This is a genomic window from Rhizobacter sp. P2_H3 (assembly GCF_056403355.1).
In genome coordinates, this window is record NZ_JBFUFQ010000045.1 from 20,893 (window position 1) to 33,646 (window position 12,754).

13 protein-coding genes are annotated in these 12,754 nt (G+C 68.0%); 5 read left to right on the forward strand and 8 right to left on the reverse strand.

Annotated elements, in window-relative coordinates:
* Positions 1–502 precede the first annotated feature (502 nt).
* Positions 503–1,147 carry a glutathione S-transferase family protein gene (locus tag AC1D1T_RS11550; RefSeq protein WP_477825297.1) on the forward strand — a complete coding sequence of 215 codons (645 nt, stop codon included), beginning with the start codon at positions 503–505 and terminating at the stop codon, positions 1,145–1,147.
* 6 nt (positions 1,148–1,153) lie between these two features.
* On the opposite strand, the gene AC1D1T_RS11555 is transcribed toward AC1D1T_RS11550, so the two are convergent.
* Together AC1D1T_RS11555 and AC1D1T_RS11560 are read right to left on the reverse strand one after the other, a co-directional pair.
* On the reverse strand, positions 1,154–2,023 hold the full coding sequence (locus AC1D1T_RS11555) for an LEM-3-like GIY-YIG domain-containing protein (RefSeq protein ID WP_477825298.1): 870 nt from the start codon (positions 2,021–2,023) through the stop codon (positions 1,154–1,156).
* 17 nt (positions 2,024–2,040) lie between these two features.
* Positions 2,041–2,541 carry a hypothetical protein gene (locus AC1D1T_RS11560; RefSeq protein WP_477825299.1) on the reverse strand — a complete coding sequence of 167 codons (501 nt, stop codon included), beginning with the start codon at positions 2,539–2,541 and terminating at the stop codon, positions 2,041–2,043.
* Between the two features lie 263 nt (positions 2,542–2,804).
* On the opposite strand from AC1D1T_RS11560, the gene AC1D1T_RS11565 reads away from it, so the two are divergent.
* The 3 genes from AC1D1T_RS11565 (at position 2,805) to AC1D1T_RS11575 (ending at position 6,033) form a co-directional block, all read left to right on the forward strand.
* Positions 2,805–4,862: a M14 family metallopeptidase gene (locus tag AC1D1T_RS11565; RefSeq protein WP_477991901.1), complete on the forward strand. Its 2,058-nt coding sequence runs from the start codon at positions 2,805–2,807 to the stop codon at positions 4,860–4,862.
* 73 nt (positions 4,863–4,935) lie between these two features.
* A complete protein-coding gene (locus AC1D1T_RS11570) occupies positions 4,936–5,574 on the forward strand; it encodes a LysE family translocator (protein ID WP_465110492.1) in 639 nt (212 codons plus the stop codon).
* A 120-nt stretch (positions 5,575–5,694) separates the two neighbouring features.
* On the forward strand, positions 5,695–6,033 hold the full coding sequence (locus AC1D1T_RS11575; RefSeq protein ID WP_465110493.1) for a PRC-barrel domain-containing protein: 339 nt from the start codon (positions 5,695–5,697) through the stop codon (positions 6,031–6,033).
* Between the two features lie 57 nt (positions 6,034–6,090).
* On the opposite strand, the gene AC1D1T_RS11580 is transcribed toward AC1D1T_RS11575, so the two are convergent.
* A complete protein-coding gene (locus AC1D1T_RS11580) occupies positions 6,091–6,768 on the reverse strand; it encodes a CE1 family esterase (protein ID WP_477825301.1) in 678 nt (225 codons plus the stop codon).
* Positions 6,769–6,854: 86 nt separating this feature from the next.
* Between AC1D1T_RS11580 and AC1D1T_RS11585 the strand changes: the two genes are divergently transcribed.
* Positions 6,855–7,121: a hypothetical protein gene (locus AC1D1T_RS11585; RefSeq protein ID WP_477825302.1), complete on the forward strand. Its 267-nt coding sequence runs from the start codon at positions 6,855–6,857 to the stop codon at positions 7,119–7,121.
* A gap of 104 nt (positions 7,122–7,225) precedes the next feature.
* Here AC1D1T_RS11585 and AC1D1T_RS11590 read toward each other — a convergent pair whose 3' ends face one another.
* The 5 genes from AC1D1T_RS11590 to AC1D1T_RS11610 form a co-directional block, all read right to left on the reverse strand.
* Positions 7,226–7,870, reverse strand: a complete 645-nt coding sequence (locus AC1D1T_RS11590) for a dihydrofolate reductase family protein (RefSeq protein ID WP_477825303.1) — start codon at positions 7,868–7,870, stop codon at positions 7,226–7,228.
* A 66-nt stretch (positions 7,871–7,936) separates the two neighbouring features.
* Positions 7,937–9,103, reverse strand: coding sequence for an AAA family ATPase (locus AC1D1T_RS11595; RefSeq protein ID WP_477825304.1), 1,167 nt, complete (start codon positions 9,101–9,103; stop codon positions 7,937–7,939).
* Between the two features lie 3 nt (positions 9,104–9,106).
* Positions 9,107–10,003, reverse strand: a complete 897-nt coding sequence (locus AC1D1T_RS11600; protein ID WP_477825305.1) for an RNA ligase family protein — start codon at positions 10,001–10,003, stop codon at positions 9,107–9,109.
* A 151-nt stretch (positions 10,004–10,154) separates the two neighbouring features.
* Positions 10,155–12,008, reverse strand: a complete 1,854-nt coding sequence (gene dsbD, locus AC1D1T_RS11605) for a protein-disulfide reductase DsbD (protein ID WP_477825306.1) — start codon at positions 12,006–12,008, stop codon at positions 10,155–10,157.
* Positions 12,005–12,754: hypothetical protein (locus tag AC1D1T_RS11610; protein WP_477991902.1), on the reverse strand; the 750-nt coding region annotated here is incomplete at its 5' end. The genes AC1D1T_RS11610 and dsbD, both read right to left, overlap by 4 nt.

A 12,754-nucleotide genomic window follows, 5' to 3' on the forward strand; every position in this document is an offset into this window, starting at 1 on the left:
GTGTGCGAGATTTGTAGTCGGGAGCCCTTGCGGACGCCCTTGGAGGCACCAGCTTTTGGCGGTCGGCCTCGCCTGACAGTGTTGGGCGCTAGTGGAGACAAAAGACCATCTCACTGAGAGTTGATGATTAATGTTAATCCAATATTTTATCTGGTGTAAAGGCATATCAGGATTCGGCGTTGGTGGGCTTTGGATGGCGATGCTGCCATCGAGGTGGCTCATGGCGTGATCCTGTGGGCGCCCAGCACCTTGAGCATTCACGCGCACGTTCCATCTGTTGCGCCCGCAGTGCCGCGGCAGTCGACCAGAGGAGGTCGTGGCGCTCTATGCTGATTCCTCTCCTTCTTGCTCCCACGGCTGGCCACCCGCGCAAGGTCGTCACGAAGAACAGAAGACGTACGTGACCACCGCAGCAACATCAATCTCGGCTAGGGTTTGTGCATCCCACATCGTCATGCCGCTACCCTCCGCAGCACCCCACCCTCAGCGAAGGACGGCCCCTATGCTCAAGCTCTACGGCTTCTCCAAGGTCAACGCCGCCGCCCGCGGCCACACCCGTGATCTGCGCGTGCTCTGGGCGCTCGAAGAGATGCAACTCCCGTTCGAGATCGCCGGCATGGATCACCCCGCGCACGACCTCAACACCGAGGCCTATCGCCGGCTCAGCCCGTTCGAGCAGATCCCGTCGATCGATGACGACGGCCTGCGGCTGTCCGAATCCGCCGCCATCGTCCTCTACCTCGCCAAGAAGTCCGGCCGACTGATCCCCGGCGACCGCGCCGGCGAGGCGCAGGTGATGCGCTGGTGTTTTGCCGCGATGAACTCGGTCGAGATGCCGCTGCTCAGCCTGCTGGTGCTCGATTGGTCGGCCGATGGCAGCTGCGGCAAGCACCGCGAGTTCCTGGTCGGCTGGGCGAACCGGATGCTGGGCAACCTGGATCGCTGGCTCGCCAACCGCGAGTTCGTCGCAGCCGAGAGCTTCACCGTCGCCGACATCCTGATGACGCACGTGCTCTCGTCGGGCATCAAGGACGAGTCATTGATCGCGCCGTATCCGCAGCTCGTGTCGTACCGCGATCGGTGCATGGCCCGGCCCGCGTGGCAGCGCACCTTCGCGGCTTACTGCGAGCGGGTAGAGGCGGCCTAAAGTCCACTACGCCAGTGCTCGCCATGTCTGCCGATCCCGGTGCCCCCGCAAGTAGCGGAATTCCCCGGGCCTGAACTCCACGACAAGGTACCCGGGCCGCATCCAATACCCCTTCGCCGGGCTGATGACAGCCGCGAAGTTCTTGTCGACGAACTCGTGCCCAGGCAACTCGGCGCCGACGAAGGCGCGCTTGCCCGGCATCGACTTGGCAAGTTCCCAGTGATGGATCTCGAACACCGCGCGCGCGATGTCATCCGCTATGCCGACCGCCAGTGCCGCTGTGGCATTGCGGAACTCCAGCCCCACGGTCCATGCCTCGCGCGTTATCTCATAGAGCGACGGCGGCGGCGTGCGCTTCAGACTCTTTGGGATCGGAAAGACAAACACCATGCTGTAGTTCGACTGCGGGGCCACCGCCCGAGCCGCCATGTCGGCAACGTCCCGCGGCGTCAACCAGCCCAGCGATGTCCATTCACGCTTCATATTCGTGAGCGCTCCGCCACCCACCGACTGTCCCGGCAGGCTCTGCATCACATCGATCAAGGCCGCTTCGACATGCCGTGCCTCTTCGGGCCCCAAGCCCCAGCGCGCGATCGCCCACTCCACGGCCCGGCCTGCGCGCCAGATGTCGATGATGCGAAGGTGCTTGGAGCCGTGCAGCGTCGTGGTGTGGACTGCCAGCAACTTCTCCGCTTCGTCGAAGTGATCGAGCACGCGCCGATTTCCTTCGCCTGAGCCCCCCGCCTTGCCGACGTAGAACACCTGACCGTCGCGCGGGTCGCGCAGCACGTAGACGTAGCACTTCAGCTGCGGCCTGAGCAATGCATCGAAATCGATCCGATCATTGCAGCGGCGGACTTGCGGTTCGATGTCCATCAGTCCTTCCCGTGATGTCACTCCAGCGCGTACGCCCACCCCACGTCGGATACCTTGCCCGCGACCACCGAGAACACCAGCCGATCGTGCTGCCCCCGCCATTGGTAGACCCAAAGCTGTCGCGTCGTCGCCACCCGTTGCGCCCCGTCCGCCCGCGCCTCCATCAACCTCACCACCCCTTCGCACTCCGCCGACGGGCAATTCACCCGCGCATCCGGCTCGCCCATCCGCTCCCGCACCCGCTCCACCGGCGTCCCCGCTGCTGACAACCCAGCAGCCAGGCATTGCATCACCTGATGCTTGCGCCCCTGCCACCGATCCACATCGGCTGCCCAGTTCCCACCATCAAAGTGCCCGCGCACTGTTCGCAATGCAGCAAATTCCTTCGCCCATTGCGCATCGTTGCCTTCGCACGCACGCGAATTACCGCAACACGCGGCCATTGCCAATACCCAATAAATAACCTTGTTCATCTTGTTACTCCCCTCGCAGAACAGGGAGAAGTCCCCCAGAATCATTCGGCGCTCCGATGGGTGATCCCCAGCCGAGAGCGTGCGCCGATCCAGCCCACGCAGCTGGGCTGGTACCGTAAACCACAAGGGAGCTTTCCATGACCAACGTACGTCCGCAATCGCGGGCGGCACTTGCCGCGTTGTTCCTTGCAGTTTCCGCAGTACCGTCAGCCTTCTCGCAGTCGTCATCTACGCAGTCCGCATCCCCGCAGTCCGCATCCCCTGCACGCCTTCCCGGGCAAGTCACACCGCAGGATTCCGCCACCGAAATGCGCCTGCTGCGACAGCAGGAAAAGCAGCGCACCAACATCTACAAGGCCTTCTACCCCGACGCAGCCATGCTGCGCAAGGCCGCCGTCACCTTCCACGCCAACCTGCTCGAATCCAACTACGAGCAAGGCTTCCTCGTCCTCGAGCTCGAAACCGCCGACATCGCCGCATTGCGCAGCTTCGGCTTCCGCATCGAGAACGCGCCCGAGTTCATCCAGCGCCGCGATGATTTCCTGGCCGCCATCCAGGCCGYTGCCGACGCGAAGAGCCGCACCACGGCTCCCGGCGCGTCGACCGACAGCACCGGCATCACCGGCGCCGCGGCAGGCGACGCCACCATCCAGTCCATCCCCGGCTACAGCTGCTACGAGACGGTGGAGGAAACCTTCACCGCCGCGTCGGCCTTCACCACCACCTACCCGACGCTCGCGAGCTGGATCGACATCGGCGACTCGTGGCAGAAGACCGTCGGCTCCGGCGGCTACGACATCCGGGTGCTGAAGATCACCAACAGCGCCATCGGCGGCACCAAGCCCAAGCTGTTCGTCAACAGCGCCATCCACGCCCGCGAGTACACCACCGCGCCGCTGAACCTCGAGTTCGCGCGCTGGCTGCTCAACGGCTACGGCACCGACCCCGACGCCACCTGGATCGTCGACCACCACGAGGTGCACCTGCTGCTGCAGACCAACCCCGACGGCCGCAAGAAGGCCGAGGGCGGGCTCTCCTGGCGCAAGAACACCAACACCGCCTATTGCGGTGCCACCAGCAACACGCGGGGCGCCGACCTGAACCGCAACTTCACGTTCGGCTGGAACAGCACCGGCGGCTCGGGCTCCAGCGGCAACCAGTGCGACCTCACCTACCGTGGCGCATCGGCCGGCTCCGAGCCCGAGACGCAGGCGGTGCAGAACTACATCCGCAGCATCTACCCCGACCGCCGCGGCCCGAACCCGGGTGATGGCGCACCGGTCGACACCTCGGGCATCCACATCGACGTGCACAGCTACAGCCAGCTGGTGCTGTGGCCCTGGGGCACCACGTCGACGCCGACGGCCAACGCCACCGCGCTGCAGACGCTGGGCCGCCGCCTCGCGTACTTCAACGGCTACACGCCGGAGCAATCGATCGGCCTCTACGCCACCGACGGCACCAGCGACGGCCCGAGCTACGGCGAGCTCGGCGTGGCGGCCTACACGATCGAGCTGGGCTCCAGCTTCTTCGAGAGCTGCACCACGTACAACAGCACGACCAAGCCGAAGAACCTGCCGGCGCTGATCTACGCCGCCAAGGTGGTGCGCGCGCCGTACCAGATTCCGGCCGGTGCCGACGTGACCACGGTGACGCTCGGCAGCGATGCCAGCGGCGGCGGCGTGCTCGCCGGCACGCCGGTCGCGTTGACGGCCTCGGCCACCGACACGCGCTTCAACCAGACCAACGGCACCGAGACCGTGCTCAACGTGACCGGCGCCGAGGCCTACATCGACACGCCGCCCTGGGTGGCCGGTGCGGTCGCGATCCCGCTCACCGCCACCGATGGCAGCTTCAACCAGACCACCGAGTCGCTCAGCGGCACGCTGAGCACCACCGGGCTGGCGCTGGGCAAGCACCTGGTGTTCGTGCGCGCGAAGGTGTCGTCGGGGCAATGGGGGCCGGTGACGGCGCAGTTCCTGAAGATCGCGAGCGTGGTCACGCCGGGCAACAACGAGACCGAGCCGAACGACAACATCGGCACCGCCAACACGGTGGCAGCGGCCGGCACGTGGAACGGCGCGATCGGATCGTCGACCGATGGCGACTACTTCCTCGTGAACCTGCCGGCCGGCAAGACGCTGACCGCCACGCTGACGCCCAACGCATCGAGCGACTACGACCTCTACATCTACAACGCGTCCGGCACCCAGCTGGCCGCGAGCGAGAAGGGGGTGGGTGTCGTCGATTCGGCGAGTGTCAGCAACACCGGCACGGCGGCATCGGCGCGCTACGTGCGCGTGAAGTTCTACAGCGGCGGCACCGGCGCGACCAGCGGGAAGTACACGCTGGGCTTCGGCTGGTGAGTCTCTGAGGGAATGGGTGCGCCGCTAACATCGGCGCACCCGCTGCACCTGCGGCACGCTCCTGCCTCGCCCCATGACCTTCTCCGACTGGCTCACCTTCCTCACCATCGCGCTGTTCGTCACCTTCACGCCTGGCCCGGCCGTGCTGCTGGCGGTGTCCAACTCGATCGGCGTCGGCCCGGGCCGCGCGATGATCAGCTCGCTGGGCAACGCCGTCGGGCTGCTGCTGGTGTCCCTCGCCACCACCGTCGGGCTCGGCGTCGTGCTGCAGACCTCGGCCACGGCCTTCCTTGCACTGAAGCTGCTCGGCGCGGGCTACCTGGTCTACCTCGGCATCCGGCAGTGGCGCAGCGGCGGTGCGATGTTCGCCGAGGCGTCCGGCGCGCAGGCGCGGGCCGGTGCACCGGCCTGGCGGCTCTTCGGCAATGGCCTCACGGTGGCGCTGACCAACCCGAAGGCGATCCTGTTCTTCAGCGCGCTGTTCCCGCAGTTCATGAAGGCGGGCGACGGTGCGGTGCAGCAGTTCGCGCTGCTCACGGTCACCTTCGCGGCCTGTGCCGTCTTTTCGCATGCGGTGTACGTGCTGCTTGCGCGCAGCGTGAAGGGCCGGCTCGCCGATCCGCGCCGCGCACGGGTGCTGAACCGCGTCTTCGGCGGCAGCTTCGTCGTGCTGGGCGTCAGCCTGCTGGGGCTGCGCAGCAAGGCAGTCTGAGGAAGATTCCTACAGCCGGGCCGCGCCTGCGCTGATGTTCGGCAAGGGTCGCGCATGGACCAATGGGGGTTCAGGCCACGGGCATGTCGCCCGCGGCAGAGCGCAGTGAAGGAGACCCTCATGAGCAATCCCGTCATCTCTTCCGACAAGGTCGAAGGCACCACCGTCTACGCCAGCAACGGCGACAAGCTCGGCTCGATCGACGACCTGATCATCGACAAGCGTTCCGGCCAGGTGCGCTATGCAGCGCTCGAGTTCGGCGGCTTCCTCGGGGTCGGCACCGACCGCTATCCGGTGCCGTGGGCGATGCTGAAGTACGACACCAACCTCGACGGCTATGTCGTGCCGCTGTCCGAGAAGCAGCTCGAAGGCGCACCGCGCTACGCGCAGAACGAGGAGCCTTCGTACGACGACAGCTACGGCCGCCGCGTGTACGACTACTACGGCGTGGGCTGGTAAGCGGCTTGCCCGCTCTGCCCGGCCGGGGGCGCAGCCAGGTGCCGCGCCCCCGGCGTTTCAGAAGCGGTCGAAGAACGACTTGATTTCTGTCGCGGCGAAGCCCGGCGGCCAGTGCCCGCCGTTGGTGTACCCGCACCAGGCCACCGGCTTGTTGTCGGTGCAGCCCTGGTAGATCACGCAGCCATTGACCCCGATCTTGGTGGTGGTCTGGCTGCAGCTGTTCTTGGCGATGTACTTGTCGCGCGCCTCTTCGCCGAACTGGTAGCCGACGACGGCATCTTCCTTGGCATGCAGCAGGATCGCCGCGGTCTTGTTCGATGACGTGGCGCAGCCGCTCCAGACGGATCCCGACATCGGCGCCACGGCGCGGAAGACATCGCCCATCTGGCAACCGATCGCGTTCGACATCATTCCGCCGAAGCTGAAGCCGGTCGCAAACGTGTGGCTCGTGTCGGTGCAGAGCCCTTGCTTGAGCTGGTTGACCATCGCGCCGATGAAGCGGATGTCGCGGTCATTCGGATTGGCCCAGCCGGCGTCCAAGCCCGCCGGGGCGACGAAGACCGCGCTCTCGCCGTAGAGCTCCTTCAAGCCATAGAAGGGCTTGCCGCTGGCCCAGCTGTTCCCGTTGTAGACATCGGTGGCACTGCCGTCGCGCCAGTGCAGGCCGACGATCAACGGATAGGCGTTGTCGTTCTTGTAGCCGGACGGAACGCGAACCCAGAACTCACGCGTCACGCCATCTGAAGTCAGGGTGTATTTGCCGCTCGCAAACTGGGCGGCCTTGCCGCATCCGACGCTCTTGTTGGTGGGGGCAGGAGCCGGTGCTGGTGCTGGTGCTGGTGCTGGTGCTGGTGCTGGTGCTGGTGCTGGTGCTGGTGCTGGTGCTGGTGCTGGGGCTGGGGCTGGGGCGGGGGCGGGGGCGGGAGCGGGTGCGGGCGCAGGTGCAGGTGCAGGTGCAGGTGCAGGTGCAGGTGCAGGAGTTGGTGCGCCAGCAACAGGGGGTGCCGCTGTGTCCGAGTCGTCGCCGCTGCCGCAGGCAGACAAGACAAGCGCGCACAGCAGTGCGCTGGCCGCGTTGGAAGGAGTGAGGTGTCGGCGTGTCATGCGCCATTGTGTGAGGCTCGGTGTCAGGAAACTTGACGGCCCGGTGACGGTTTGCCGGTCAGGGCATGGGTTGTTGCAACAGGATGAATCAGCCCTTCGTCAGCACGACGTGCTGCGCCTTCGGCGTCCCCACATGCTCGGTGCACCGGAAGCCCTGCGCCGTCAGGTCGATGCCCGCCAGCAGCGCTTCGCCGCGGCCCAGCAGCGTCGGCGAGATCGCCAGGTGCATCTCGTCGATCAGCCCGGCCTGCAGGTACTGGCGGATCGTCGCGACGCCGCCGCCCACGCGCACGTCCTGCCCCTTCGCCGCATCGCGGGCACGCTCCAGTGCCTCATGGATGCCGCCGGTGACGAAGTGGAAGATCGTGCCGCCCTTCATCTCCAGCGGTGCGCGCGCATGGTGCGTCAGCACGAACACCGGCACGTGGTACGGCGGCGTGTCGCCCCACCAGCCCTTCCATTGATCATCCGGCCACGGCCCGCGCACCGGGCCGAACATGTTGCGCCCGAGGATCCACGCGCCGACGTTCTCGAAGCTGCGCTTCGCGAAACCATCGTCCACATTGGCCTCCCCGCCGCCCTGGCCGGTCATCGCCTGGAAGGTGGTGGTGCCGAAGAACCATTCGTGCAGCGTCTCGCCGCCGACGCCGAGCGGGTTCTGCAGGCTCTGGTCGGTGCCGGCACCGAAGCCGTCGAGGGATACCGAGAAAGCTGCGACTCTGAGTCTGGACATGTGGGTCTCCGTGAGAGGGTGATGTCTGAACGCGACGATCGAGGTCGGCCGGAATCGACAACAGGCTCAGCGGATTCTGCTCGCTGCTCCTGCGCCCTCATCCACCAGGTAGTCGACGCGGTGTGCCTCCCAAGGCATCGGCACCTCCCAGCGGTGCAGCATGCGCAGCAGGTCCTTGTTGGTGAGCGTCGTGTCGCGCTGCCGGTTGCGGGCCAACACCACCGCCTGCGGCGCCTCCAGGTACACCAGCCTCACCTGCGCGTCGTAGGCGTACAGCAGGTCCAGCGTCTTGCCGCGCATGTCGTTCGACAGGTGGGTCGCGTTCCAGACGAAGGGCGCCTTCTCGCGCAGCAGCGACTTCGCCTTGTCGATCGCATGGTGCGCGGCCCGCCCGTCGTTCTCGCCGTGCTTCAGCCCGAGCTCGGCCTTCGCATCGTCGAACGACACCACCGGCAGGCTGCCCGCATGCGCCGCCACCCAGGTGTCCTTGCCCGACGCCGGCAACCCGCACATCACCGTCACCTCGCTGCCCGGCAGGCGGTGCAGCGCATAGGCCGGGTCGATCGCCATGCCGCGCGCATACATCAGCCGGGTGTGCGCATCGGCGGCCGCCCACGGCCGGTCCCAGCAACCCAGCTCGCGCGCGAGCTCGCCGAACAGCTCGATGTCGGCCAGGTGCCCCGCCCGGTCCTCGCAGCGGCGGCCCACCATGTCGGCGCGCGCCACCGCGGCCAGCTCGCTCACATCGAGCTCCCACGAGAGCCGGCGCACGATGTACTCCGGCGTCTCGCCGCGCCGGCTCGCGAACGCGAAGAACGGCACCTGGTGCACGGCGATGATGCGGCACACCGCCTCGCGCAGCGCGAATGGCGCGCCGGCCCGCCACAGCAGTGCGCGCACGTCGATCGCGCCGCGCCGCGAATGGCCCGGCTGCCCGATCGCACCGGTCACCGGGTCGATCACCGTGGTGTCCGGCTTCGCGATGTCGTGCAGCAGCGCGGCGAGGAACATCACCGCCCGGCGCTCGGGTGCGGCCGATTGCCACGCCGCATCGGCGAGCAGCGCATCGAGCACCATCCGCGTGTGGATGCCGACGTTGCCCTCGGCATGGTGCCGCGGATCCTGCGGTGTCTGCTCCAGCGCCACCAGCCCCGGGATCAGCTCGCACCACGCGGCCCAGTCGAAACCCGCCCCGGGCGCGGGGATGAGGGCCTGCACTTGCTTCCAGTCCATGGCTCAGCCTCCGTTCGCCTGGGCGGGCTTGAACGCCTTCAGCGCCTCGAGCGAGGTGATCGTGCGCAGCCCGAGCGAGGCCCAGTCGGTCTCCACGCGCGGTGCGTAGATGTCCACGCCGTCGGCCAGCAGGTTCGGCAGGATCGGCCGCTGCAGGTGGTGCGAGCCCGAGTCGAGGATCGTCTGCAGGAAGTCGTGCCGCACGAGCTTGTAGCGCGCCTCCACGTGGTCGTCGTTCTCGACCTTCAGGTACAGGCCTTCCGATGCATCGCTGTCGTTGGTCTGCTGCCAGGTCAGCTCGAGCGGCAGGCCTTCGCGCTGCACCTGCTGCTCGAAGCGCGTGCGCCAGCCGGGGCTCTTCGCGAGCGAAGGCTGGATCAGCTTGCGCAGCAGCTTCGCATCGGTCGGCATCGGGCCGGCGTAGAGCACCGGCACCGAGACGACCGGCAGCCCCGCGAGCATCTCGTGGCGCCGCTTCGTCGACAGGAAGCGGCCGCTGCGGCGGTCGAGCAGGTCGAACTCCAGCAGCAGGTGCGGCAGGCGGTCGTACCAGACCGAGTGCTTCGCGTACATCGCCTCGCCGTAGAGCAGCCAGCGGTCTTCGAGCACGTGCAGCAGGCGATCCGCATGGGCATGCGCCCAGGGCTTGAGCCAGTTGAACTGGCGCTCGCTGCCGCCGCCGGTCAGGTAGTGGCCGCGCGACTGCAGCAGCAAATCGCCGCCGTCGGTGAACGACAGGCCGCAGTTCGCGCCGTCGAATTTCTCCTCGATCACGACGTGGCGGCCGGCCAGCGCGCGCAGCGGCATCTGGTCGGACGCATCGTCACCGTCTTGCAGGCGGCTGCCTTCGAGGTGCGCGGTGCGCGGGTATTTGGTGAGGTCCAGCGAGTGGAGGTTCATCGTCGTCTCCGAGGGTTCAGGGGAATGAACCGACGACGATGGCCGCGGGGGATGCGGCTACATGAGCGGGTCGTCGGTCAGGCGGTGACGAAGGCGCGGGGCATGTTGAACTCCAGCTGCACAGAGGCGTTGGGTGAAAAGAAGGGCGCGATCATAGCCCAGCAGCGGTGAGCGCGTCGCCGAACTCCGCCGGCGGCTGGAACCCCACCACCCGCGTGCCCGCCTTCTCGCGGCCGCTGCCGTCGAAGAACACGATCCCCGGCGGCCCGAACAGCCCGAAGCGCTTCAGCAGCGCCTTGTCGTCGGCACTGTTCGCCGTCACGTCCACTTGCAGCAGCAGCGCGTTGTTCATGCGCGCCTGCACCGGCGGCTTGCTGAAGGTCAGGTGCTCCATCTCCTTGCACGAGACGCACCAGTCGGCATAGAAGTCCAGCATCGCCGTCTTGCCGCCCGCGCTGCCCAGCGCAGCCTCGAGCTCGGCCACGTTGCGCACGCGCTTGAAGGCGGGGCCGTCGACTGCTGCCTGGACCGCGCCACCGCGCGGGCCGGCGGCGCTGAAACCCGCCAGCGGCTGCAGCAGATCGCCGCCGCCCGACAACGCACCGGCCACTTGCGCCACGCCGACCAGCCCCAGCACCAGCGCCACGCCGCGCAGCAGGCGGTGCTTGCCCGACAGTGGCGCGCCGCGCCCGTCGAACAGCCACACCGCACCGACCAGCAGCCCGGCACCGACGATGCCCATCACGACCGCCGCCGGCAGCACCGGCGACACGATCCACAACGCCACGCCGAGCAGCAGCACGCCGAACAGGTGCTTCACGCCCTCCATCCACGCACCGGTGCGCGGCAGCAGCGAGCCGGCCGACACGCCGACCAGCAGCAGCGGCACGCTCATGCCGGCTGCCAGGCTGAACAGCGCGAGCCCACCGATCAGCACGTCGCGCGACTGGCTGATGAAGACCAGCGCGCCGGCCAGCGGCGCCGCGACGCACGGCCCGACGATCAGTGCCGACAGCCCGCCCATCGCGAACACGCCCACGTGCTGCCCGCCGCGCAGGCGGCCCGCACCGGCGTTCAGCTTCTCCTGGATCGCGCTCGGCATCTGCAGCTCGTACACGCCGAACATCGACAGCGACAGCAGCGCCAGCAGCAGCGCGAAGGCGCCCAGCACCCACGCGTTCTGCAGCGCCGCGGCGAGACCTTCACCGGCCAGCCCGGCGGCCACGCCGAGCGCGGTGTAGACCAGCGCCATGCCCAGCGAGTACGCGAGTGCGAGGCCGAAGCCGCGTGCCCGCGACACCGGGCCGCTGGTGCCGACGATGATCGACGACAGGATCGGCACCATCGGCAGCACGCAGGGCGTGAACGACAGCAACAGGCCGGCGACGAGGAACACGCCGGCAACGGTCAGCAGGCTGCCCGAGCGCAGCGCGGATTCGACGCGGGCGCCGGCCGAGCCGGTGGCCGCCGGAGCGGCTGCCGAGGGCGTGGTGGCCGATGGCGTGGTGACGACAGCAGGCGTTGCCGCGGGCGGCAGGCCGTCAGGCAGCCACGCCACCTGCTGCAGTGCGCCGTCCTTCACGCGCGCGCTGATGCCGGCGTTCTGCGGCGGATAGCACAGCCCCTTGTCGGCGCAGCCCTGGTAGCCGATGGCCACGCCGAAATCACCGCTCGCCGTGCGCAGCGGCAGCGCCACCGTCACCGCACCGCGCAGCGTCTCGGTGTACCTGCCGAAGCCTTCGTCGTACTCCTGCCTGCCGTGCGGCAGCACCGGCTCGGCCAGCGCGGCCGTGGCGGGCGCAGCAGCCACTGGCTCACCGACCGTGATGCGCTCGCGGTACAGGTGATAGCCCGGCGCCACGTCGAAGCGCAGCTCGATGGTCTGCGCATCGCGCAGCTGCACGCTGGTGCGGAAGGCCTGCGCGGGGTCGAGGAACTCGTCCGCCGCGAAGGCCGGCGCCGCGAGCAGCGCCACGGTGGAAACCAGCCAACGCCAGCTCGTCATGATCCGCACCCGATGCGGCTGGTGTGCAGCGCGACGTCGTCGAGCCACACGGTGTTGCCCGTGCCGCCGTACGACTCCCAGCCCAGCTTCAGGTCGGTGACCTGCGGCTTCCACGAAGGCCGGCTCGCGAGCCAGGCCTGGTCCACGTCGGCGGTCTGCGTCGAATCGAGCTGCAGCGCGGCCACGGCCGTGCCGTTGACCCAGGTCTGCATCGTGCCCATCGCCGAGTTCAGCCCGAACTCGATGCAGGTCCAGGTGGCGGCCGGCAGCTTCGCGCTCAGCGAGATGCCGGTCGGGCTCAGCGACGGCAGCGTCGCATCGTCCTTCGAGCGGTTCCACATCAGGATGCCGGCCTGGCCGCCCATGCGCAGGTCCTGCATGCTGCCGTCGACCGATTCGATCGCGTCGTGCATCGACATGAAGGTCACGTGCGGATCGCCGAGTGCCGTCGCGAGCCGGATGTAGAAGCGGCCGTAGATGACCGGGCCCATCGACGCCGCCTTCGTGTTGATGATGAAGGCGTGGCCGCAGTAGCTGCTGCCCGGGTCGATGCGCACCGATTGCTTGCCGCCGTGCGACACCGCGCCGTCGATCGTCGCCTTGCCGCTGTTGTCGAAGCAGTTCGGCCCGCCGACGCTCCACAGCGCCGGGTTCGGCACCGCGCCGGCGGTGGTCGACTCGAAGTCGTCGCACAGCGCGAGGTCGGTGCAGGCCAGCGTGGCGGGGGCAGGCGCCGGGGCCGGGGC